Genomic DNA, 24,136 nt, shown 5'->3' on the forward strand with positions numbered 1-24,136 from the left:
TTAGATTACTTTTTGCTTGAAAGGTCTTCGTATTCACCTTCAATAACACCGGCATCATTGGTTGATGACTGACGAGTGTTCATATGAGCTGCGAACCCTTGTTTCTTCATTTGATTCTGAATGCGCTTGCCAGTAATTAAAGCTGCAATAGCTAAAGGAATAGCAAGGATCAAGCTAGTGAATAACGCCAATAGGCCAGTAAACAACGCAACAATCGTAACTAATATATTTTTCATATTCATTCCTCTTTTTCTATGTTGTTACTATATCGCTTCTATTCTGAACGAAACATGAACACCACCAAATAATTCTAGAGAGTCACTATGACACAGGTGTGTGTGGATAGAGAGTTTATATGTAGTCATAATCACGCACTAAAATAAGGGGATAAAGATAAGGTTAATAAAATCAATGAGTTAAAAGTTGGCACGGTTGATGCTCTATAGGGTTTGGAATAAGTCACTGTAAGCAAAGTACTTACAGTTAACTAAAATATTACTGGAGCCCTTATGTTCTGTATTCAATGTGAACAAACAATTCAAACCCCAACCGTAAAAGGCTGTTCTTTCGCACAAGGTATGTGTGGTAAAACATCGGAAGTATCCGACCTTCAAGACGTGTTGGTGCATTCTCTTCAAGGTGTTTCTTTCTGGGCCAATTTAGGCCGTGCTTGCGATGTTATTGATACTGAAATTGATGAATGGGCACCAAAAGCGTTCTTCGCAACACTGACTAACGTTAACTTCGACCCTGCTCGTATTATCGAGTTCGCACAACAGTCTCATGAATTCAAGCAGCGTTTAGAGCAAAAAGTTCGCGCAGCAGCAACATTGATTGGTTTTGAAATTCCAGAACTTTCTGCAGCAGCACAGTTCGATCTTCCAACAGATTCTTCAGAGCTATTGGCACTTGCGCCTCAAGCTGCTGTAAACCGTGGTCACGACTCTCAACACGAAGATGTGATTGGCCTTCGCCTTCTTTGCCTATACGGCTTAAAAGGTGCGGCAGCCTACATGGAGCATGCGCGTGTTCTTGGTCAAACTGACAATGCTATCTTTGCTGAATACCATGAAATCATGGCTTTCTTAGGTACTGACCCATCTGACCTAAAACAACTGCTAGATACGTCTATGCAGATTGGCTTGATGAACTACAAAGTCATGGAAATGTTGGATAAAGGTGAGACAGATACATTTGGTCACCCTCAACCAACAACCGTGAACGTGAAGACTAAGAAAGGCCACTGTATTCTTGTTTCTGGTCACGACTTGCATGATCTAGAAAAGATCCTTCAACAAACTGAAGGCAAGGGCATCAACGTTTACACTAACGGTGAGATGCTACCTGCACACGGTTACCCTGAACTGAACAAGTACCCACACCTTGCGGGTAACTACGGCAGCGCTTGGCAGAACCAGCAAAAAGAATTCGCTAACTTCCCTGGTGCCATCGTAATGACATCTAACTGCCTGCTTAACCCTGATGTAGGCTCATACGCTGATCGTCTATTTACGCGTAGCATCGTAGGCTGGCCTGGTGTTGATCACCTTGAAGGCGACGATTTCAGCGCAGTAATCGACTGTGCTCTTGCGCAAGAAGGCTTCAAACACGACGAGATCGAGCAAATGATCACTGTCGGTTTTGGTCGTAACGCACTGATGGAAGCGGCTCCGGCGGTTATCGAGCAAGTAAAAGAAGGCAACATCAAACACTTCTTCCTAGTCGGTGGTTGTGACGGTGACAAATCTGAACGTAGCTACTACACAGACTTCACAGCTCAAGCGCCAGAAGATTCAGTAATTCTGACACTTGCATGTGGTAAATTCCGTTTCAACAAAAACCAATTCGGCGACATTAACGGTATCCCACGTCTGTTAGATGTTGGCCAATGTAACGATGCTTACTCTGCGATTCAGCTTGCTATCGCACTGTCTCAAGAGTTTGATTGTGGTATCAACGAACTTCCGTTAACGCTAGTTCTATCTTGGTTCGAGCAAAAAGCGATCGTTATCCTGCTTACCCTGTTCGCTCTTGGTGTGAAAGGTATTTACACGGGCCCAACAGCGCCAGCTTTCCTAACAGAAAACCTATTAAAGATTATGCAAGACGAGTTCGATATGCGTTCTATTTCAACGCCAGAGCAAGATCTTAAAACAATCTTAGCGGCTTAATTTAAGCCAACTCTAAGCCCCGTTGTTGTGACGTTTTTCTAAAACAGACAACGGCGGGGCTTTTTCGATTTAAATCTTTAGTCATTTAATCATCTAGTCATTAGCAAGGTACACGAACTATGTATGCATGGTCGGACAGCGATTCAATCAATTTAGTGTGTTTAAAGAAATGGCACGAGACGCCAGATACGGTCAGCTTTGAGCTTGGCAGCGTTCCACAAGACTTACATTTCAACTTTAAGCCAGGGCAATTTATTACTCTGGGTTTGGATATGCCGGCGAAAACGGATTACCGTGCTTATTCTGTAGCGTCTTGTCCTGAAGATAACCGCCTGAAGCTGACGGTAAAGCGTGTGGAAGGTGGCTTGGTTTCGAACTTTATTGTTGATGAACTTGATGAAGGTGATGAGGTTTCTGTATTGAAGCCTGCTGGTGCGTTTAACTGTATTGATTGCATGCCAACGGCGACAAAGAAAGTAACGCTAGTGAGCGCGGGTTGCGGTATCACTCCGGTGATGGCGATGGCGAAGTATTGGTTGGCTCAAGGCAGTGATGTTGAAATCGATTTTGTTCACATGGCACGTAATCGACGCGAGACTATCTACTTTGAAGAGCTCAACCAACTCGATGAGACACACGCTAACTTTAACCTTAAGTTGCTTCTGAAAGACAGTGAAGGAACAACTGCTCCCCAAGGTCGTTTAGACAAGAACTGGTTGGTAACACTCAGCCCAGACATCTTAGACAGAACCGTATACTTGTGTGGGCCGGTTAGCTTTATGCAAGACATAGAGAACTACCTGAAAGAACTTGAGTTCAACATGGATAACTTCTACCAAGAAAGTTTTACTCCCGCGACTCAAAGTAATAATTCACTAGCCAATAGCAATACTGCTTCAGAAGAACCACAAGCAGAAGCGTCTGCAGATTCAAATGGTGCCGTTAAGGTATTTGTTCCTGCATTTGGCGCAGAAGTAGAAGCGGAGGCGGGCACACCACTCGCTGATTCATTAGAGAAAGCTGGTGTTCCGATTATTATTGCTTGTCGCAGTGGGATTTGTGGTTCTTGCAAGTGTAAAGTAACCAAAGGTTCAGTGGAATCAAGCAGCCAAGAAACATTGACGCCAGAACAGATTGAGCAAGGTTATGTACTCGCGTGTTCGAGTGCGATTCAGTCAGATGTTGAGGTTGAGTTGTAACAGATGTGAAGTGAAGCTTTCCAAGAGTGACGAGGATAAAGTTCTTATCATAGCGATAAAAGTTAGCTTGCCAGATGTAAAAAGGCCACTTAGATCAGATAGAGAGAGCAGATCTAAGTGGCAACCTTCCTGTTTATACGGGGGAGTAAAACAAGAAGGGTTGCAAAGCCCATTACAGACCTCGCAGATATAATTATTATGTTGTGGAGCTGGTTACCTAAAACTGTTTATAGAATCTAAGGAAGTAATAGAATCTAAGCAATTTACAGGCTCTAAGCAGTTTATACTTCAGGGTAAGTCTTGTAGCGCACACCCATCATTTGTTCCATACAGTGAACAACCTGACAGCTGTAGCCAAACTCGTTGTCGTACCAAATGTACAGAACAGCACGGTTGTCTTGTGCGATAGTCGCAACACCGTCAACCACACCAGGGTGGCGAGAGCCAACCAAGTCCGTCGATACAATCTCAGTCGAATCTGTGTAATCAATTTGTGCAGACAGAGAAGAAGACAGCGCCATTTCACGCAGGTACTCGTTCAATTCTTCTTTGTTTGTGCCTTTCTCAAGGTTTAGGTTTGCTACTGCCATTGAAACATTTGGCGTAGGTACGCGAATCGCATTACCTGTTAGCTTACCTTCCATTTCTGGCATCGCTTTTGATACCGCTTTAGCAGCACCAGTCGATGTCAGAACCATGTTCAATGATGCAGCACGACCACGACGGTCGCCTGAGTGGAAGTTATCGATTAGGTTTTGGTCATTGGTAAATGAGTGAACCGTTTCAATGTGACCAGACAGTACGCCGAATTTGTCGTGAACCGCTTTCAATACTGGCGTGATTGCGTTTGTCGTACAGCTTGCAGCAGAGATGATTGTGTCTTCTGGTTGAATGACATTCTCGTTCACACCAAATACGACGTTCTTGATGTCGCCTTTGCCTGGCGCAGTCAGTAGTACTTTCTTCGCACCGTTACACGCAACGTGTTGGCTTAGGCCTTCAGCGTCACGCCATACACCTGTGTTATCAACCACAAGTGCATTTTCAATACCGTAAGTCGTGTAATCCACTTCTTCTGGCTTGTTTGCGTAGATAACTTGAATGAAGTTGCCGTTTACGATGATTGCTTTACGTTCTTGGTCAACTACGATGCTACCGTTGAACTGGCCGTGAACAGAGTCACGACGAAGTAGGCTAGCACGTTTTTCTAGGTCGCCGTCTTTGCCACCACGTACAACGATTGCACGTAAACGAAGTGGGTAACCTGGGCCACTTTTCTCGATCAATAGACGAGTTAGCAGTCGGCCAATACGACCAAAACCGTACAATACAACGTCACGAGGTTCTGTCATTGCATCGCCTTGAAGCGATTCTACAAGTGCAGTTTGTAGAAAATCATCCAATCCGTGAGTGTCTTCGCGATCTTGCCAGAATGCATGGGCAAGGCGACCAACATCAATACGACATGGAGACAAGTCCATAGAGAGAAGGTGTTGAATGATTGGTTGAGTCTGTTCTGCTGTAAGAGGAGAACCAGTGTAACGTTTTGCGATACGGTGAGCTTTGATGATGTCGATAGTTGTCGCGTTAACCAGGGTCTTACCGAAGAGGATAACTTCTACGCCTTTTTGACGGTATAACTGACCTAAAGTTGGAGCGATGGATTCAGCAATAGTTTGACTAGTTTGCCAGTCTAGGAGGTGCTTTTCGGGACTCATCTTTACTCGGGACCTTTCACGTTAAGTTTCTGCATTCATGGCGGTTGTAGGGAAGCCAATCAGCATAGGGGATTTGAGGCATCAGGCTGTGGTCTATATTGCCACTTAAATGTGTTTAATATGCCTTGTGTGCAACTTGTAATTTTTATGTGGCAGGATTGTAAGGTACGACGGGTTATTCTGCTAGGAAAAATAAATGCAGACAAATTATCTGTAAGTTGGCTTTATATTAGCCATAAATCAAGTTTTTAGTGTCGATAAAGGCTATTGACTTTAACAATCTGTAGCACTTATTTTTCGCCAAAAAATACTCAAATCAAAATATTATATGTAATAAAAGTCATAGTGATCATTAAAGGTGTGATCGTTAGCTCAAGTTACACGTAAACAGTAAACGACAAATAAGGTGATTAATGCGTTTTCTTGTTCGACCTTTAAATACGTCGAATTCGAGTGCGAAAAGTGCATGACGCAAACGATTGGATCTCACAAATTTCACTTAACTTCGGTGTTTGTTGGTTTATAGAGTCATTACTCCCAACCTTGTGGAGCCGAGAAGCGTGGCCGTTTGCTTATTATGCGAGTGATAATAACTGGATAAAGCTTGCTTCGTTAAACTTCACTTGTTCATACCTCGTTTGTTTACAGCTCTCTCATCTATACTCCTCCTGTTTAAACATCTTGTGTCTAGAGCTCGCGTGTTTAAAGCACACTTGTTTAAAGCATATTTGTTTTAACTCTATCTGTTTAAGTAACAGCCCCCCTTTAAAGCCTAAACATGGAGGTAAGTTGATCATAATTTACCGTTCTGGGCTCAGAGTATCGTTTGTTCATATCCAATTTGATCAATAAGTCCTGTTAATGTCCTATTCTTAACTTGGGCTAGGTAAAATTACTTTCGGGAAGGGAGTCGTTATAAAAATGATAAACATGTCAATTAGATGGCGTCTTATATTTCTTTCCACGGTTTCTGTATTCATCATGTTTGGTTTTACAGTCAATGAAGTGCTCAAGAACGATAAGAAGATGAATCACCTTGAAACAACTCGTATTAAGGTTGAAGCGCTTCAATCTTTTAATACCGTTTCCAGCGATGCTTATCGATGGTTGGTTCTGTCTAATGACTCTCCAGAGAAAGAGCTGCTGCTTTTAAAGCTGCAAGCTGATTTAGCTAGACTCGCTCAGTACGAGAAACAGCTTCAACAGTTCGACAGCAATTGGACTGTTGAACCACAGTTGGTTGAGCTTAAGAGTGTGTTAGCGAAACTTGCTCGCGTAACCTCCAGTATGAACAGCGACGCAACACAGATTACTGACAACAACACGCAACTGACAGAGCAGGCCTTCGATTTGCTAAAAGGCGTGTTAATGGAGCTATCTGAGTATCGCATTAACATCGTGGACGAAAAGATCAGTCAAGCTGACGCGATGTTTATTAATCTTACTCACTACGTGTTTTGGACTCAGCGAGAAGCGTGGTTGAGCTACCGCTTGTATCGTTCTCCAGAGCTGATAGATCAATATTTATTGAGTTATGTTGGTGCTTTAGAAAGGCAGCAGCAGTTATTAGATACGTTTTTCCGTTCTGGAAGCCGTTCGCCTGAAATTGGGAAGCTATTAAGTACGTTTTCTAAAGATGAATTTCAAAACCGTTTTACAGCTCGAATCCTCAAAGGTGACTTCTCGTCGCCTGAAATATATGAACATGTGGAAGGTTTAGAGCGAAAGAAGTTAGCGATTTCAAAGGCAGTGGGTGCTTACACTAAGCAATTACAGTTTGATCTGACCAAAAATATAGCGCTGCAAAAAAGGCAAACCTTGGTTATGACATTGCTTATTCTTGTCGTGTCAGGTGTGTTGTTATGGCTTGGTGTAGCGACATCTATTCGCTTAAATCGAAACCTATCGATTATTTTGAAAGGGGTGTCTGAATGCGCCGATAGCTACGGCAAGCCCAAGGTCATTCATATTCAAGGCAACGATGAACTTGCCGAGTTCACTGAAACTTTGAATCGAGTGATGGAGCGCAACTATCAACATAACAAAGAGTTAGTAGAAGCAAAGGAAGATGCAATTTCGGCTAACAAGGCCAAGAGCGCATTTTTAGCCAATATGTCCCATGAGATACGTACACCACTCAACGGGATTATTGGGATGGCTGAGATCTTATCTCAAAGCCAACTGAGCGCGAATCAACAAGAAGTGTTAGGAGACATCGAATCGTCTTCTCACTCATTACTGGTTCTGCTTAATGACATTCTTGACCTGTCCAAAATCGAGTCGGGCAACTTAATGCTATCGCCACACAATGCTGATCTGAGAGAGGCGGTTTACGACTCAGTCAGTGTGATTTTATCCAAAGCGATAAGTAAGGATATCGAACTCGACATCAATATCGATTCCCAAACCCCACCGCAGCTGTTTTTCGATGAGTACCGTGTAAGGCAGGTGCTGACCAATTTGCTGTCTAACGCCATCAAATTTACGTCAAAGGGCACGATTACGACGGACATTGCATACACACCTATGTCTTTGGGTAGAGGCAAGCTTGAATGCAGTGTGTCTGATACTGGAATTGGGATTGAGCCAGAGAAGCTAGAGTCCATATTTGAACCTTTCACTCAAGAAGATGGCAGCATTACTCGCCAATTCGGTGGGACAGGGTTAGGCCTTGCGATTTGTCGACAGCTTGTTGATTTGATGGGGGGTTACATTACCGCGCGTTCAGTGAAAGGAGAGGGCTCAACGTTCACTTTTTGTTTGTATGTCGACACTGTCGAAACTCATGTTCAAACCTTCGACAACCTAAGCCGTGCGACTATTATCTCGAATTCTTTCAATTACCTATATCAACTGGTCAAAGAGTGTGAACGCTTAAATGTTCGACCTAATGTTGTGTCATCCATTTCGGATCTTGATGAAAACCTGAAAGAAAGTGACTTCATACTTTATTGTCATACGCTGCATCACTCCATGGATAAAGATCTTGCGACGCTGAAGGCGTTATACCCTTTGGCTCGCGTTATCGTGTGTCAGCATCATCTCTTTAAAACCAATCTAATCACAGAAACGGTTCACTCAACTCATACATTGCCATTCTTGGGTCGACGATTCTTAAACAGCTTACAATCGCTTGATGTTGGTGAAGAACAAGCGCCGACGGTGGAAGCAAAAGATGAAGAGGTTCGTTCTCTGAATCGACGTATTCTGATTGTTGAAGATAACCTAATGAATCAGAAGATTGCGAGCTTCTTCCTTGAGCAAGCGGGTTATGAATATTTGATTGCCAGTAATGGCCAAGAAGCGGTGGATGTCATCACTCAAGGCGCTCAGTTTGATGCCATCTTAATGGATTGCATGATGCCTGTTATGGATGGAATAACGGCGACCCGTGCGATTCGACAGTGGGAGACTGACCAACAAGCCGCACCATTACCCATCATTGCTTTAACCGCTAGTGTGCTGGAAGAAGACATCAAAGATTGCTTTGAAGCGGGCATGAATGCCTACTTGCCGAAACCTTATAAATCCCACCAACTGTATGACCTTTTCAGTAGCCTTGATATTGTCTAACTGGCTCATTATCAAGGCTAGCACTGTACGATTTAGCGAACTTCTAACCCAAGGTTGTATTGCGCAAGGCAGCGACCGACATAACTAATCTTTAGTAATGCAGCCACTAAGATCGTGCTGATGTGTGCGACAATTTGAATTGGCAGTGAGAAGTGATCGGCCATCGGATAAGCAACAATAATACTGAGTAGCATAAGCAAGGCGGTGGTTGCTAGACTGAAGTTTGAAACAGAAAGTAGCGTTTGAAAGCGTTGAGTCATCGTCTTCATATTGAATTCCTAATTGCTATTAATAATTATGATACTCGTTATCAATAGCAATTAGCGTTCCAGTTTTATTTTAATCATTAAATCAATTGGTTAAAGTATCCTACTAATTATTTGAGTCATAATGACTTAGATAATTATCAAGTCTTTATGACACTGTCGAGTGGCTACCACTGTCTAAATCCGCAAGTATCGATGTGGAATCGAACACCAGAATACAACCCCAGCCCAACGTTATTCTTTTGCCCAAATTCAGCATGAACCTTTTTAAGTTTCACGTGTAGATCTTCGCGAGTAATATTATTCGCAGGAACTAAGTCTAAGGCGCAGAATTCCAAGTGTTTACTTCGCAGTGCGCCGCCAGCTTGTTGATTGTAGATATTGGTTCGCTCTCCGGACACAGGGATAACAACGCCAATTTCAGGCTCAATATATTGTTGTATGTACTTAAGGGTATTGATCATGTTTGGCACATGTTTCTTATTGGGAAGGGTGAACAGGGTCGTATTACTCATTGCCCAATCCGTGCCTTGCAACAAGACTAAATGCAGAGGCATGCTCTGAGTGATGCCGTTGTCTTTGAGCTGTTGACCGATCGCTTTGACTTGATCTTGGGCGTGGTTAAGGAGCATCCAACCTCGAAATGCTGATCGGGTCGGAACCTTGTAGCCATGAACATCGACCACGAGATCGTCATAAGTGATTTCGGTTTCTTCGGTATAAAGTTTCTCAAATTTTTCAGGGTAAGGTTGTGTCGTTGATAACGCCAAGGTAATCAGAATACTTGCGTACATAGGTCACTCCGTTGCTTACGTTCACTCGTTATTTAGTTTGATACTGCTGTTGAGTTTCATTCATTTTGCTTAGGTACGCTTAAGTCTAGACGCTGGAGTTTAGGTACAAAAAAACCCACTACTAAGAGTGGGTTACTAACATTGTTACAAGTAAATTAGCGAGGTTAGATTACTTCTTACCTTGAGTTTGCTTGTCTTCTTCTGTTAGTTCACGAATGCGGCGGCTGATGTCGCGACGAGCTTTAGAGATCTCTGCACTCTTGATGATGTGATCATCAACGCGGTCTTCGTAGTCAGCTTTCATGTTTTTGATAATGCCTAAGATCTCGTCGTGAGTCATCTCTGGCTTGATGTAATCAAGTAGGTTATCAAGAAGGTCGACACGCTTGCGGTTGTCGCGAACTTTCTTTTCGTTGTCTAAAAGTTCACGCTTAAGTTTGTTCTTACGTCGTGCTTGGTTAACAATTTCAAATACGCTGCTCATAGATTCCTTTTCCTAATCGTCAAATACGTTGTCTGGTTCTGATTAAAGCACATCAGTTAGTGTTGTAACAGTCTTTAGATCAAAGCAAAAGTAAGGTTGTATAATTATTCGGCACTCTCGCTAAAGTGCGATTGTTTTTATCTAACTGTTCAAGTTAGTATCCAGTATAGACACGGCATTGATACGAAATGTGAAATGAATCAACAACAACTGGAAACAGAAGATTTGGGCGACGATGTCACTGAACCTTCGGCAGAGCAAAACAAGCTTCGTGATGCGTATGTACAAGAACGTACTTATTTGGAAGTCGTGGAAATAGAGCTAAATCGTTCTAAGATCATAATGATTGATGAACAAGGCAGAAAGAAACGAGTACCGATTTTGTCTGAGCATTAGCCATTACTGGCTGCATTGTTAAATGTTGAGATGGAATTATCAAAATAATAAAAAGGAAAAACGATGAACACAGTACTTTCCCCAATTGAAGCGAGAATTATCGGTTGCTTGATCGAGAAAGAAGTCACTACCCCGGATCATTACCCGTTAACGTTAAACAGCTTAACGACTGCATGTAACCAAAAGAGTAACCGTGAGCCAGTTCTCTCTCTGTCTGAGTCGGACGTTTTAGATGCGGTTGATGGTTTGATAGCTCGCCGCATGGTGAGTGATGAGAGCAGCTTCAATAGCCGTGTTAATAAGTATCAGCATCGTTTCTGTAATACTGAATTTGGGGATTTGCAATTTACAGAGCAAGAGCGCGCAATCATCTGCTGTATGCTGCTTCGCGGGGCGCAAACTCCTGGCGAACTGCGCACTCGTACTGGTCGTCTTGCTAATTTTAGTGATGTGAAAGAGGTTGAAGCGACACTCGATAAATTAGCCGTAAGAGAAGCGGGTGCTTTAGTCGTGAAGCTACCACGTGAAGCGGGTAAACGTGAATCACGCTACCAGCACTTATTGAGTGGTGAAGTGGATGTTGAAGCGTTTGCGACGGCATCGGTAAGTGCGGTTGCACCCTCTGCGACAAGCGAAAAGTTTGAAGAGCTTGAATCAGAAGTCGCAAGCCTACGTGAAGAAGTGGCAGAGCTTAAGGCTCTGGTTGAATCACTGCTTTAGATGTCTGAGTCTGATAAAAATGCGGATTGGGTCGTGTACTTAATCCGCAATCGTCACAATGCCCTTTATTGTGGCGTGACGAATAATTTAGAGCGTCGATTTGAACAACATCAAACGGGTAAAGGTGCCAAAGCGTTAAAAGGTAAAGGCCCACTTAAGCTAGTTTGGAGTTTTGGTGTTGGATCAAAAAGTGAGGCGTTGAAAACTGAATACGCGATCAAACAACTACCAAAATCTCGCAAAGAAAAATTGGTATCACTCAAACTAATTATTGAGTGGCAACAAGACAGAATTCAATATATCGAAGTCTCATAATTCATAGCTAAAATGTTTGTTATTGATTAAATATTAATAATGTAATGGACTATAATAAATCAATGTAAGCTCATGAATTTTAACGGTAATTACTCTTTTTGTGAATGGGCTTAAATCATCATTGAACTCGTTGTTCTTAATCTCCATTCCAAATTAACATATTGCTCATTTAGAATGTCGTTCTAATTAGTGTTAGACGCTATCATTTATCATCGTTGTCCTACATAATATCTTTCAGCCATACAAAGAGATGGTGTCATGCTAGGTTAAAAAATGAGCCAAAGTAGCTCATATAAAACGAGAAAAATATGAAACGTTTACTGATGTTGTTTGGACTTGCCGTATTTTCTGCGTCCGCTCTCTCCCATGGTACTCATGTCCTCAATGGGTACTGGGAATACCAAGATTATCTTTCCAAGTTTCCAGAGCAAAAAGCACTGACCGATAAAATGGTCGAAGCTGTGCAAAATCACCCTGTGCCATTGAGACGAGCTCAGAATGAGCCTATTACGATCTCAGTGGTGTATCCGGGTCAACAGATCTCCGACTACTGGGTTCGTAACATTCAAGCTTTTGAGAAACGCCTCGATAAGTTGAGAATCAACTATCAAATAAATCAGGTGTTTACCCGGGTTAATGCCGATCTCACGCAAACAAGTATTTCATTGCAAGAAGCGATAGAGAACAAAACGGACTACTTGATTTTTACATTAGACACGACGCGCCACCGCAAGTTTATTGAGCACGTGTTGAGCTCTACTGACACCAAACTCATTCTGCAAAATATCACAACACCAGTGCGTGCTTGGGCTGATAGACAGCCGTTCATGTATGTCGGGTTTGATCATGCGACAGGCAGTTTAAAATTGGCGAATTACTTTAAAGAAGTGAGCAAACCAGACAGCAAATATTCTGTGTTATATCGCTCAGAGGGCTATATCAGTGATGCTCGTGGAGATACCTTTATCCATGATGTGAACACCGATACGAACTTTGATCTTAAGTCTTCATTTTACACGAAATCAGACAAAGAGAGTGGTTACCAAGCGGCTAAAATCAGCATTGCGAACGATAAGGACCTAGACTTTATCTATGCATGTGCAACCGATGTCGCTCTGGGCGCTGCGGAAGCCATTCGTGAATCTGGTCGAGATATCTTAGTTAATGGCTGGGGAGGCGGATCCGCTGAACTGGAAGCCATTGCAAAGGGCGATTTAGATGTCACAGTCATGCGTATGAATGACGATACCGGTATCGCTATGGCAGAGGCGATCAAGTGGGACCTAGCCGGATTGGAAGTTCCTACGGTTTACTCTGGTGAGTTTGAAGTTGTGACCAAAGATGATTCACCAGAACGTATTTCAGAACTTAAGCAGCGAGCATTTAGGTACTCAGGTCAATAATGAAGAAAAGCTACGCCAGTACACCTAGGAACACCTTAGCTAAACTCATTACGCGTATCATTATTTTAGTGATAGGCGTGATGGCACTTGGCGTACTTATTCATAATTATGAAACCAGCAGTAATATCGTAAAGCAAGAGACGAATCGAACGGTCCAGCAAACCTCTAGCTTGATCCAAAATATGTTTGATTACCGTTTGTCGGTGCTGCAAATCCATCAAGACAGTAGCTCACACAGTGAAACACTCAGAGCGTATTTTGATACCCACAATGAAGAGGCTCTGAGTTATTTCTTTTTTGGTGTTGACCAAAGAGAACCGGATCATGCGCCGGATCTTCGCTTTGTTTCTACTCATGACGGTTTGGCCTGGGAAGATGGCAACGGTCAGTTTTATGGATTGGACTCGTCCAACTTAAAACATATCTCTGATGAGGTTTCATTTAGTAGTAACTGGCATTTCATTAAAGTGATAACCGATATTGGTAAGCGTCATTTGTTGGCTCGCCGAACCCCTATTGTGGATAACAAAACAGGTGAGGTTCTTGGCCAGCTCTATATCGCGATCGTACTTGATAACAATTTCTCTCTGGCTGAGTCTATTCAGAAGGGCAGCAACTGCGAAAATATTGTTATCGAAGCGCACGGAACACCGGTTACGTCGACATTCAGTGGCGATGAAAGTTACACAATAACGGACATCCTCAACTACAAAATGTACGAGCAACTGCCTCGTCATTTCGTCACCATCGCGACCATTAAGATCAATGCCGTTGAAACGCCCCTTACCATTCGAGCTGTCCAAAAGAACACTAACTTCATTGCGTTAGAAGAGAACTATGAGCGTGCGATCATTGTTGTGATTGTGGTGATCATATTGATGTCTTTCTTTGCGCGAGCTTGGATTCAAAGAAAGGTGGCGGCTGAACTCGATAAGTTGATGGACTTTACCCGCTCAGCAAGTGACGGCGAAGAGTACAACAAGTTCGATGGCTCCAACATTTTCGAGTTTCATCATATTGGTTGCACCCTTGAGGACACTTTTGAACGTTTATCTGAACAGAACCAAAAGTTCCAAGATCTCTTTAACTTTGCTCATTCACCTATCTTGGTTTGGTCAGATAAAGGTGACTTAATTCAGATGAACCCTGCTGCTCGTATGGCGTTATTTGACGCCGATGATAACTACGGAGCAGTGGCTCAAGAGTTTGAGCATCGCATGCTACCGAATATTCATATGGTGGTTCAAGGTTCAAAGCTGACGGGCATTAACGTTCCCATTGGTGAAAAGGTGTTTCGCTGGAACATGTCTGCTATTCGTGTGGAACATGGCATTACCGGTGTCGTGGTACAAGGCCAAGACATTACTAAGCTCATTGAAGCCGAGAGGCAGGCTGATCGAGCAAGAGAAGAAGCTGAGCACCTTGCGAATGTGCGGGCAGATTTCCTCGCAAAGATGAGCCATGAGATTCGTACACCGCTTAACGGTATTCTTGGTGTTTCTCAGTTGCTAAAGCGCTCTATACACAGTGAAGATAACCGTGAACAGGTGGATGTACTTTGTAATAGTGCGGAACATTTGCTGGCGGTACTTAACGATATCTTGGACTTCTCAAAGATAGAGCAGGGGCAGTTCAATATTCAAAAGAAAGACTTCCGCTTAGGGGAACTGGTTAATACATTAGACAGTATCTATCGTCCGCTTTGTGGCGATAAATCGATCGCATTTACTATTGTGAATCACTTGGCTGATGACATTGAAATAAACACCGACCAAGTGCGCTTGAATCAAATCATGTTTAACTTGGTGAGTAACGCTCTTAAATTCACTCACCAAGGCGGTATTTCCGTTAGTTTTGAACTCGAAAGTATCTTTAACTCAGACCATGCGAGTTTGATCGTTCGAGTGAAAGATACCGGTATTGGTATTGATGAAAGCAAGATTGACGCTGTATTTGAACCCTTTGTTCAAGCAGAAGAAACCACGACTCGTGAATATGGTGGGACAGGGTTGGGCCTAACGATTGTAAAAAATCTGGTCGATATGCTAGAAGGGGACATTCAAGTCCGCAGTGAGATAAACCAAGGTTCGGAGTTCATTATAGAAATTCCAGTGGAAGTGCACTCTAAGCCGCTATTGGACATGAAGCAACAAGCCGATATCGAACCAGAGGCGTTGTTTAGTCGATCTTTGAACGTATTGCTGGTGGAAGACAATCACACCAACGCCTTTATTGCGCAGGCTTTCTGTAAAAAATATGGCATGGTAGTTACTTGGGCAAAAGATGGCTTAGAAGCGCTAGAAATGGCTAAGGCGACAACCTATGATCTTATTTTGATGGATAACCAACTTCCCAATCTTGGTGGCGTTGAAACTACTCAGCAACTTAGGAACGATATTGGCGTTACAGCCCCGATTTATGCGTGTACCGCGGATGCTCAAGCGTCGACAAGAGACAGCTTTATGGCTGCTGGGGCTAATTACGTGATTGTAAAACCCATTAAAGAAGAGTCGCTACACCAAGCATTTGTTCATTTTAAAAACGCACATTGGGATGTAACGAACTACTGATCTAAACCTTTGAAAGTGCGATAAAACAAGTGTTGTGAATAAACTTTACTTGAACACGCATTTATACAAAGCCGGCAACAAAGGCTTGCTCCAACAGCAGCGTTTTTAACTCGTCACTCATATCTAGGTGTTCAGGGAACTGAATGCCTAATAGCCAACCCTGGCCTTGTCTTTTTTTACTCACTACGTTGTAGACCAGTTCGTTATCTAAGTACTCACTTAAGACAGAGTTTACTTGTATCTTCCAACCGACATCGATATCGGATTGCTGGGTAATATAGACGCCACAGCCTGAGACTGAAAAATCGACCAGAGTGGCATCTAATGACAAAGTATCAAAGGTGACTTCACAGCTGAGCCGTACCTTATATCTTTCGTGTTCACGGATAGGCTTGGTCGCAAAGCTTGACGGCGGACGAAGAAAAATAAGGTGTGCTGGTGAGGTGATATGAGCCAGTACGTTGGTTTTAAACGCGACAATGTGTCCAAGTTCGGTGTCGGTAATCGCACGAACAATAATATCAACGTTTGTAAGCTTTCTCAGCGTCAGTGCTTCTGTCGCTTTTTGCGCAAGCTCAAGGACAAGGTATTGTTCTTCTTTGTGTCCGATATAGAGTGTAGTGATCTGGATCGAGTCGTCTGGGCCAAATTCTAATACACCTGCTGTTTTTGTACCGGGTTTGAGGTATCTAAACAGTTCTAAGTTTTTATCTTTATGCATATTCGTTACTGAACAATGTTAATCGTCTGATAAAATAATATAACGTCCTGATAAAACTATGTCATTAGTTTCATTGAGGTAATTTGCAGTATTCGTTCAAAAAGTGAATTGCTGTCCCAAGTAAACAACGGCTTACTCTTGTCGTAAAACAAGATACACTGCTGACAGATATATACTTGATGGAGAAATAGTAAATGGAACTGGAAACCTTATTAGATACTCTGGCTGAAACCCCAGAAAGCGTGCAATTTGAAGATACAATGCAAGTGATCGAAGCTCACTATGTTTTTGCGGAGAGTGAATTTCGCAATGGTGAAGTGGTGAATACCGCAGGGCAGAATAATGGTTCGTGTAAGATTTTTGCTTTTGGTTTAGAGCAAGGTTTATCTGCGGAGCAAACACTTGCTTGTTTTGGTCAATTTTATCGTAACGACGTGCTAGGTTTTCCAGAGAACACCGACCATCAAAATATTCGTAACTTCATGGTTCATGGTTGGAACGGTATACAGTTTTCTCAGCCTGCGCTGGTTGCAAAAACGAAGTAGACACTAACCAAATAAAGCTCAGTATTTTGAAGCGAGAAGCAATCTCTCGCTTTTTTGTCTATGTTGAACCGGTACGTAACCTGCGAATAGGTTCTAAACTACTGTACAGGTAACCTACTGAATAGGCAGTTCAGACAAGCACTTACGGCACAGACATACTCCAGCCTTTGGAATATCACTAGTATCACGCTTTTCTAGTCCAAAACACCAACACGTCTCTTTACCCGCACTGATATCGCATTGAGCTGGCTCATTACACTGCTGACATTGGTGAGTCGAACTAACACCAGTAAGATTATCCATAACCGACGTTTGCTCTTCTTCAGATAAGCCTTTCCAGCCTATAATTTCATCCATTGTTCGAAAGCAGCCACTGCACATTCCGCCATTATTTTTACAAGCCGCTCGGCAAGGTGTTTTCATTTATCTAACCTGTGATTCATTTGGGCTGAAATGTAGCATATTTGTTTGCCTATTAAGAGCCGTTAGGCTAAGAAATCACTCAGTTAAATTTAGAAATGACCTCGTAATTTTTAGGATTTTCATGTAGCATCTCGCCCCTTTTGTTGAGTGGGGGATATTATGTTTATTGGATTTGATTATGGAACAGCGAACTGTTCTGTCGCGGCAATGGTTGATGGAAAACCAAGCCTGTTACCGCTAGAAGGTAACAATCACTATATTCCCTCAACCGTGTTTGCTCCTACTCGTGAGAGTGTTTCCGAACATCTATTTCGCCATTTGAATATCAAACCGAGTGATGCGGTTGGTGAGCAAGTGTTACGACGTGCTATAGCTTTGAATCGAGAAGAGAGTATCGATTTGGTACCAGAAGATATGGCGTTTGGTCAGGCGGCGTTGGACCTTTACTTAGAAGACCCTCGCGATGTTTATTACGTAAAATCCCCTAAGTCTTTTCTTGGCGCAAGCGGGTTGCATGATGTTCAGGTGAGTTTCTTCGAAGATTTAGTGTGCGCCATGATGGCAAATATTAAACACCAAGCAGAACTCAAGACTCAAGAGCAGATCAGACAAGCTGTAATCGGTCGACCAATTAACTTCCACGGTCGAGGTGGTGAAGAAGCAAACCGACAAGCTGAAGACATACTCTCACGCGCAGCTAAGCGTGCAGGCTTCCTTGATATCGCTTTTCAATTTGAACCAGTAGCCGCAGGCCTTGATTACGAAAGTACCCTGACTGAAAACCAAACGGTATTGGTTGTGGATATTGGCGGTGGTACCACCGATTGCTCATTGCTAGAAATGGGGCCAACTTGGTCGGGTAAAGCGGACCGAACCCAGAGTTTGTTAGCTCACAGCGGTCAAAGGGTAGGGGGTAATGACCTTGATATCTACCTTGCCTTCAAACAATTGATGTCACCTTTTGGTATGGGCAGCAAAAGCATTTCGGGTATCGATATGCCACTGACTCAATTCTGGAATCCAATTGCGATCAATAATGTCGAAGCTCAAAAGAACTTCTATTCTCGCGAAAACCTAGCGGCCTTGAAGTTACTTCGTAAAGAAGCTTCAGACCCTCAAAAGCTAGAGCGTTTGATGAGGGTTTATCATGACACTCTAGGCTATAGCATTGTACGCAGAGCGGAAGAAGCTAAGATTGCGTTGGCGGAGTGTGCTCAGTATCGAGCCGCGATTAATGTTGCTTCTGAATTGGTCGAAGTAGACATTTCCGTTGAGCAGATGGTGGAAGCTATTGAATCGCCAAAGTCTAAGATGATTGAGTTGGTTAAAGAAGCCATGCAACAAGGCCAGAAAAAGCCAGACGTAATTTACATGACGGGTGGTTCAGCTCGTTCACCTATACTTCGTGAAGCCGTACAACAAGCAGTGCCGAACGTACCGATCGTGAGCGGTAACTACTTCGGTTCAGTAACCTCAGGTTTAGCTCGTTGGGCTGAGGTTTGCTTCAAATAAGAGTCCAATGATGTGTTATGAAGGGTAACCAGTCGCTGATTGGTTGCCCTTTTTTTTGTTTTCTCGAGTGAAATTTCAATTGAACGATTTTTTCTAGCTTAAATCGAGAATTGTTTCACAAAGCTAAATATTTCAACCCACTTCATCATGTTACAAAATGTTTCAATTTCGAGAGTATACCTCTCGATGGTCTGATGAGTGATTTTTTAATTTGATTTTTAATGCTTGCTTGTTGACTATAAAATCAAAAATAGTCGAAGCTTTTGTCTCAAAAGATAAAAAAGATAACCAGTAATTATCTACTTATCTTATTGTTTTAAAGTTATTTTTTGTTTTTTATAGTGCGATTTTTTTTATTTTATATATTTTAATGCAACTTTTTTGTCATTCGTATATTAGTGTTTGCCTACTTGTTAAATGCAGGTAACAACTTCTCCGTAAGCACGAGGTTGTTAGTGAATAACTCACCCAGTTACATAATGGATATGACAATGAATAAGAAACTTTTAGCGCTAGCAATTTCTGGTGCAGTATTTGGTACACAGGCAGTTGCTGTAGAACTTTACAACGAAGACGGCACAACATTCTCAGTTGGCGGTCACGTTTCAGTTGCAGTTGGTGACGTAAACAGCGATGACCGTATCAGCGAAGACGATATCGGTGTTGAGTCAGTTTCTCCACGTATCAACTTCGGCGCAACTCACGATCTTGGTAATGGCTTTACAGCTGATGCTAAAGGCGAATGGGCGCTAAACATGCTTGACGGCGGCGACGAGTCATTCACAACTCGTCTTGGCTACATTGGTCTAACTCATGAAGACTTCGGTCGTGGTGTTGTTGGTACTCAATGGGCGCCATACTACAACGTTGCTGGTGTTGCAGATATGCCAATCGCATTCGCGAATGACTTCATCTACGACGATCACGGTAACCTAGGTACTGGTCGTGGCGAAGAGATGGTGAGTTACGGCAATGCTATCGATTTTGGTAACGCTGGTTCTCTAAACGTAGGTGTTGCATGGCAAGGCCGCAAGACTGATAAAGTTTCAGATACAAACACAAACAAATACGGTAACCGTGCTCAAATTGCATTGAACTACGCAATTGCTGATTTCACAGCAAACTACGCATACAACACTGGTGATGTTACATTTGGTAACATTGGCGGTGGTTCTAAAACCGCTGATTCTAACGTAGTGAGTGCTACTTACGGTTCTTACGGTTCTGAAGGTCTATTCTTAGCTGGTGTTTATGCTATGAATAACTACATGAACTCAAGCGCTGGTGTTGCTTTAGAAGAGACAGTTGCAGTTGAATTACTTGCTTCTTACGCACTTTCTAACAGCCTGAACTTAAGCGTTAACTACGAAGCGGTAGAAGACGACAAGATGAGTGAAACAGTATTTGCTACAACTGCTCTACAAGCTGAGTACAACTTCACATCTCAGTTCGTAGGCTTTGCTGGTTACCAGTTCGACCTACAAGGTTCTGGCGTGTACAAAGAAAAAGCTGACGACCAGTGGCTACTTGGTGCTCGTTACTACCTATAAGTCGCAGACTAATTTAGCATAGTGTTTACTCCTTAAACTTACCTTTTAGGATACTGTCCTAGACACCATGCTAAGCCCTCTCAAGCCTTTTGGTTTGAGAGGGCTTCTTTCGTTCTATACGTATCTGTTTTAGCTTTTCCTTCATGCTCCCCAACTATTCATTTTATCTACGTAGCTATGGCTCTTGTCATCAGTTCTTATATGTCGCGATCTTCGGATAAAAGTATTTAAATCATTTAATTGAGCTAAAGATCAGAATTTAGAGATCGGTAATCATCTTGTCGAAGACTCTCATTTTATGATGCGCTAAACTCTGTTCTCTAAAAATAGTTCAGGGATAAACTATGAGCAGCGTTGTAGATCAGAAACAATTGATGAATTCGAAACGAACAGCAACCCCAACAAAAGTACTGTGTGTTGGGCGTAACTATGTCGATCACATTGAAGAACTTAACAATGCGATCCCTGACTCTATGGTGGTTTTCAATAAGCCAAGCACCAGCGTTACTTCCTCTCTGTCTTCTTTTCATCAAGAAGCGCTGCACTACGAAGCAGAGATCTGTTTTATTGTTGAAAACGGTGAATACTCTGCTGTGGGATTCGGTTTAGATCTTACTAAGCGTGAGTTGCAAAGCAGTTTAAAAGCCAAAGGTTTACCTTGGGAGCGTGCCAAAGCGTTTGATGGTTCAGCCGTACTTAGTCGCTTTGTTCCAACTGATAACTTAGACCTCGCGGACTTAAACCTAGAGCTATTTATTAACTGTGTTCGCGTTCAAAAGGGTCACGTTGAGCAGATGCTGTATTCTCCACAAACTATCCTAGAAGAGCTCTCTTCTTACACGACTTTACTTGATGGCGATGTCGTAATGACAGGTACCCCAAAAGGTGTTGGTGAGGTCCATCGAGGTGATATCTTCCTTGGCCGTCTAAAGTGTGGTGAAACGACATTGATTGAGATCGAGTGGGTAGCAAGTTAAGTAGCCTTTTCTATTTGGTTAATAAATTTGCTTTATTGTTCATTGATGGTATTTAATTCGAATATTTTACTATCCTACAACTAATTGCATCTGGAAGGGTGTTGGTAATTGATATAAAATCCGCCTCCGTTTTTATCAATACTGAAACCCATGATCGACTTAGCCATCCTACCTGTTTACCTGACTGCCGTTGTTGCACTTCTCCTTTTGCCTGGCCCTGATATGTTACTCATCGCGAGCTCAAGTATGAGCTATGGCCGCAAGGTTGGTGTGTTTGCAAGTTTGGGTAACGCGACTTCTGGAATTATCCTGACAGTATTAGCAGCAATGGGTGTTTCAGCATTGATTGCGATGAGTCCAGTGGCTTTAAAAGCCCTTCATTTGTTAGGCGGTACCTACTTATTAAAAATGGGGTGGGATTGTCTTCGAACAGAGCAGGGCAATGCGCCTGAGTTAAGCGACAACTTTGCTGCAAAAGCCTACTATCAACGAGCATTGATTAGTAACCTGCTTAACCCTAAAGCGTTGGTTTTCTTTGTGATGTTCTTACCACAGTTTGTGTCGACGAATATTGAAGCGACTTCTGGTGAGCAGATGCTTGTTCTGGGCTTATTGCTGAATGTTCTCGGTTTAACGTTCAACTTTTTGCTGGTGGCTTTAGTAGGTACGATTGGTAAGTCTCTGGTAGAAAATGCTAAGTTTCGTACCTATCAACAGAAAGTGATGGGCGGAGTCTTCATCGTGTTGGCTATCTGGATGTTGTCTTCTTTCTTTACTTCGTAGACGAATCAAATCAGATATCTTCTCGCGGCTAGCCGCTGAGACAAAAATGGACGCTTCGAGCGTCCATTTTTTATATTTAACCGTTACATGCTGAATATGTTAACTGCTATGAGTTCAACTCTTGTTGATGCTGTTCAATCAGCTTACTCATGTCTTCTTCACCGCGCAGGCGAGTGTCTTCATAGGTTTCTGTTCCTTCGAACTTTGTTACCGTCTCATAATAAACCTTAACTTTTGGTTCTGTGCCTGAAGGTCGGACGATAATGCGTGTGCCATCTTCTAGGTGATAGATGAGAACATCACTTGAAGGCAGGTTAATCGCTTCAGTATTGCCACCAATGACGAAGCGTAAAGAAGACTGAAGATCTTCAATCACAGAGATAGCAACTCCGTTTATTGCTTTAGGTTGTGCCGCTCTGAGTTTAGAACCAATTGATGGTGAATCTGGGTCAAGAGCAATGCTTCGCTGCGCGTTGGTATGAACACCATGTTCAAATGAAATCTGAGCGAGAAGATCCCAAACGGTTCGGCCTTGAGATTTTAACGCCTCAACTAATTGAGCAAACACGACGATAGCAGACAGCCCATCTTTATCTCGTACTTGGGTACCAATTGTGTAGCCTAACGCTTCTTCATAGGCGAACAAGAACTCGTTCTGCTCATCTTCCAATTGCATGCCAATATTTGCCAACCATTTAAAGCCTGTCAGCGTTTGGAAGTAAGTCGCACCATGGGACTGAGCCACTTTTTCAAGCAGAGTTGAAGATACGATGCTGTTACCAACTAGCTGATTTTTGGTATGCGGCTTTGAGAGTAAGTAATGCGCGAATAGCACACCGACTTGATCGCCCGTTAGCATTTTATAGGAAGCATCGTCAGTTCTAGTTGTATCGTCGGTTCTAACCGCAACGGCAAATCGGTCTGCATCTGGATCATTGGCGCAAGCGATGTCGGCATCGACACTTTTTGCTAAGTTAACCACGAGATCCATTGCCCCTTTTTCTTCTGGATTCGGGAAGTTCACGGTTGGGAAGTTGCCATCAGGCTCTCTTTGTTCGGCGACACTGAAGACTTTGTGGAATCCAGCATCGTGAAGAAGATCTTCCGCCATTTTTGCTCCCACCCCATGCATTGCTGTGTAGGTGATGGTGGTATTCGCGGATTCAAGAGCGTTATTCACGTACGGACTTTGATTAATAGCAGCACGGTACGTTTGATAATAACCCTCAGTTAACCACACCAGTTTACCTTGCGTTTCGGCATCACTTAGGCTCATTAAAGGGATCGGCTTGGTCGATGCGATATCGATTTCAGCGGCAATGCCCGCATCGTGAGGGGGAATGATTTGAGCGCCATTCTCCCAGTATACTTTGAACCCATTGTATTCCGGCGGGTTGTGGCTCGCCGTAACAACAACAGCGGCAGCCGCATTGAAATGCTCAATACCAAAAGCAACGATAGGTGTTGCAGCGACATCGGAGGTTAGGTACACCTTAATGCCCAAAGCGGTGAGCACAGAAGCCGTATCAATTGCGAATTGCTTTGAATCTAAACGCCCGTCATAACCCACAACGACGCCACGAATCGAGGCATTGGCGACATGTTCAATCAAGTAATGGCCAAGGCCTGTTGCCGTTTCTTGTATCACCAAGCGGTTCATTCTGTTTGGACCGCATCCTACTTTGCCTCTTAACCCTGCGGTTCCGAATTCTAATCGTTGAGTAAAGCGGTCTTCTAGTTCGTCGTGCATTCCCTCATCAATGAGGTGTTGAAGCTCTTCACGAGTTCTTGGATCTGGGTCTCTCGCTAACCAGTTCATTGCATCTTGCATAATCACTAAACCTTTTAATGTCGGTATGACTTACTGTTGATTTAATTTAAGTGATATTGATTATCATTTCCATGAAAGCAATCGTAAAACTCAATATAAAATAATTTATAACGGCGAGAGCGCGTGGATTAAGCCACTCTCAATAATTGACTGTTTAATAAGTAAACTTACCTTGAACAATTGGA

General features: G+C 42.9%; 21 protein-coding genes. 13 read left to right on the top strand and 8 right to left on the bottom strand.

Annotated elements, in window-relative coordinates:
• Positions 1–5: 5 nt before the first annotated feature.
• The gene (locus tag NX845_RS15570; RefSeq protein WP_017061777.1) at positions 6–236 is read right to left on the bottom strand and encodes a hypothetical protein; all 231 of its coding nucleotides are present in this window, start codon (positions 234–236) and stop codon (positions 6–8) included.
• A gap of 273 nt (positions 237–509) precedes the next feature.
• Here NX845_RS15570 and hcp point away from each other — a divergent pair, with 273 nt between their 5' ends.
• Positions 510–2,171: a hydroxylamine reductase gene (gene hcp, locus NX845_RS15575; RefSeq protein ID WP_017093089.1), complete on the top strand. Its 1,662-nt coding sequence runs from the start codon at positions 510–512 to the stop codon at positions 2,169–2,171.
• A gap of 119 nt (positions 2,172–2,290) precedes the next feature.
• A complete protein-coding gene (locus tag NX845_RS15580; protein WP_108091608.1) occupies positions 2,291–3,370 on the top strand; it encodes a hybrid-cluster NAD(P)-dependent oxidoreductase in 1,080 nt (359 codons plus the stop codon).
• A 281-nt stretch (positions 3,371–3,651) separates the two neighbouring features.
• On the opposite strand, the gene NX845_RS15585 is transcribed toward NX845_RS15580, so the two are convergent.
• Positions 3,652–5,088 carry a glyceraldehyde-3-phosphate dehydrogenase gene (locus NX845_RS15585; RefSeq protein ID WP_004730041.1) on the bottom strand — a complete coding sequence of 479 codons (1,437 nt, stop codon included), beginning with the start codon at positions 5,086–5,088 and terminating at the stop codon, positions 3,652–3,654.
• A 981-nt stretch (positions 5,089–6,069) separates the two neighbouring features.
• Here NX845_RS15585 and NX845_RS15590 point away from each other — a divergent pair.
• Positions 6,070–8,661, top strand: a complete 2,592-nt coding sequence (locus NX845_RS15590) for an ATP-binding protein (RefSeq protein ID WP_065682310.1) — start codon at positions 6,070–6,072, stop codon at positions 8,659–8,661.
• 32 nt (positions 8,662–8,693) lie between these two features.
• On the opposite strand, the gene NX845_RS15595 is transcribed toward NX845_RS15590, so the two are convergent.
• From NX845_RS15595 to NX845_RS15605, 3 genes are all read right to left on the bottom strand, one after another.
• Positions 8,694–8,930, bottom strand: a complete 237-nt coding sequence (locus NX845_RS15595) for a hypothetical protein (RefSeq protein ID WP_004730045.1) — start codon at positions 8,928–8,930, stop codon at positions 8,694–8,696.
• A 164-nt stretch (positions 8,931–9,094) separates the two neighbouring features.
• Positions 9,095–9,721, bottom strand: coding sequence for a D-Ala-D-Ala carboxypeptidase family metallohydrolase (locus NX845_RS15600; RefSeq protein ID WP_065682311.1), 627 nt, complete (start codon positions 9,719–9,721; stop codon positions 9,095–9,097).
• A gap of 169 nt (positions 9,722–9,890) precedes the next feature.
• Positions 9,891–10,205 carry a DUF496 family protein gene (locus tag NX845_RS15605; RefSeq protein ID WP_004730049.1) on the bottom strand — a complete coding sequence of 105 codons (315 nt, stop codon included), beginning with the start codon at positions 10,203–10,205 and terminating at the stop codon, positions 9,891–9,893.
• 195 nt (positions 10,206–10,400) lie between these two features.
• Here NX845_RS15605 and NX845_RS15610 point away from each other — a divergent pair, with 195 nt between their 5' ends.
• The 5 genes from NX845_RS15610 to luxQ all read left to right on the top strand — a co-directional run bounded on the left by NX845_RS15610 (position 10,401) and on the right by luxQ (position 15,609).
• Positions 10,401–10,601 (top strand): hypothetical protein, encoded by a 201-nt coding sequence (locus tag NX845_RS15610; protein WP_004730052.1) that lies wholly within the window; start codon positions 10,401–10,403, stop codon positions 10,599–10,601.
• Positions 10,602–10,664: 63 nt separating this feature from the next.
• On the top strand, positions 10,665–11,321 hold the full coding sequence (locus NX845_RS15615) for a YceH family protein (protein ID WP_017094684.1): 657 nt from the start codon (positions 10,665–10,667) through the stop codon (positions 11,319–11,321).
• Positions 11,322–11,636: a GIY-YIG nuclease family protein gene (locus tag NX845_RS15620; RefSeq protein WP_004730056.1), complete on the top strand. Its 315-nt coding sequence runs from the start codon at positions 11,322–11,324 to the stop codon at positions 11,634–11,636.
• A gap of 308 nt (positions 11,637–11,944) precedes the next feature.
• The gene (locus tag NX845_RS15625; protein WP_004730058.1) at positions 11,945–13,039 is read left to right on the top strand and encodes an autoinducer 2-binding periplasmic protein LuxP; all 1,095 of its coding nucleotides are present in this window, start codon (positions 11,945–11,947) and stop codon (positions 13,037–13,039) included.
• Positions 13,039–15,609 carry a quorum-sensing autoinducer 2 sensor kinase/phosphatase LuxQ gene (gene luxQ, locus NX845_RS15630; RefSeq protein ID WP_065682312.1) on the top strand — a complete coding sequence of 857 codons (2,571 nt, stop codon included), beginning with the start codon at positions 13,039–13,041 and terminating at the stop codon, positions 15,607–15,609. The genes NX845_RS15625 and luxQ overlap by 1 nt, the downstream gene beginning before the upstream one ends.
• A gap of 61 nt (positions 15,610–15,670) precedes the next feature.
• Here the strand turns inward: luxQ and NX845_RS15635 are convergent, their stop codons facing one another.
• A complete protein-coding gene (locus NX845_RS15635) occupies positions 15,671–16,330 on the bottom strand; it encodes a PilZ domain-containing protein (RefSeq protein ID WP_065682313.1) in 660 nt (219 codons plus the stop codon).
• Positions 16,331–16,524: 194 nt separating this feature from the next.
• Here NX845_RS15635 and NX845_RS15640 point away from each other — a divergent pair, with 194 nt between their 5' ends.
• Complete coding sequence (locus NX845_RS15640) at positions 16,525–16,875, top strand: HopJ type III effector protein (RefSeq protein ID WP_065682314.1); 351 nt, start codon at positions 16,525–16,527, stop codon at positions 16,873–16,875.
• A 114-nt stretch (positions 16,876–16,989) separates the two neighbouring features.
• Here the strand turns inward: NX845_RS15640 and NX845_RS15645 are convergent, their stop codons facing one another.
• A complete protein-coding gene (locus NX845_RS15645) occupies positions 16,990–17,298 on the bottom strand; it encodes a DUF1289 domain-containing protein (RefSeq protein WP_083994929.1) in 309 nt (102 codons plus the stop codon).
• Positions 17,299–17,457: 159 nt separating this feature from the next.
• Between NX845_RS15645 and yegD the strand changes: the two genes are divergently transcribed.
• The 4 genes from yegD (at position 17,458) to NX845_RS15665 (ending at position 22,120) form a co-directional block, all read left to right on the top strand.
• Positions 17,458–18,810 carry a molecular chaperone gene (yegD, locus tag NX845_RS15650; RefSeq protein ID WP_065682316.1) on the top strand — a complete coding sequence of 451 codons (1,353 nt, stop codon included), beginning with the start codon at positions 17,458–17,460 and terminating at the stop codon, positions 18,808–18,810.
• Positions 18,811–19,301: 491 nt separating this feature from the next.
• Positions 19,302–20,360 (top strand): porin, encoded by a 1,059-nt coding sequence (locus NX845_RS15655; protein WP_017081267.1) that lies wholly within the window; start codon positions 19,302–19,304, stop codon positions 20,358–20,360.
• Positions 20,361–20,704: 344 nt separating this feature from the next.
• Positions 20,705–21,337 carry a fumarylacetoacetate hydrolase family protein gene (locus NX845_RS15660; protein WP_017079641.1) on the top strand — a complete coding sequence of 211 codons (633 nt, stop codon included), beginning with the start codon at positions 20,705–20,707 and terminating at the stop codon, positions 21,335–21,337.
• Positions 21,338–21,487: 150 nt separating this feature from the next.
• Positions 21,488–22,120: a LysE family translocator gene (locus NX845_RS15665; protein ID WP_004730073.1), complete on the top strand. Its 633-nt coding sequence runs from the start codon at positions 21,488–21,490 to the stop codon at positions 22,118–22,120.
• 106 nt (positions 22,121–22,226) lie between these two features.
• Here NX845_RS15665 and NX845_RS15670 read toward each other — a convergent pair whose 3' ends face one another.
• Positions 22,227–23,951, bottom strand: coding sequence for a phospho-sugar mutase (locus NX845_RS15670; protein ID WP_065682317.1), 1,725 nt, complete (start codon positions 23,949–23,951; stop codon positions 22,227–22,229).
• Positions 23,952–24,136: the final 185 nt, after the last annotated feature.

This window comes from Vibrio sp. NC2, assembly GCF_025195005.1.
Taxonomy (GTDB): Bacteria; Pseudomonadota; Gammaproteobacteria; order Enterobacterales; family Vibrionaceae; genus Vibrio; species Vibrio splendidus.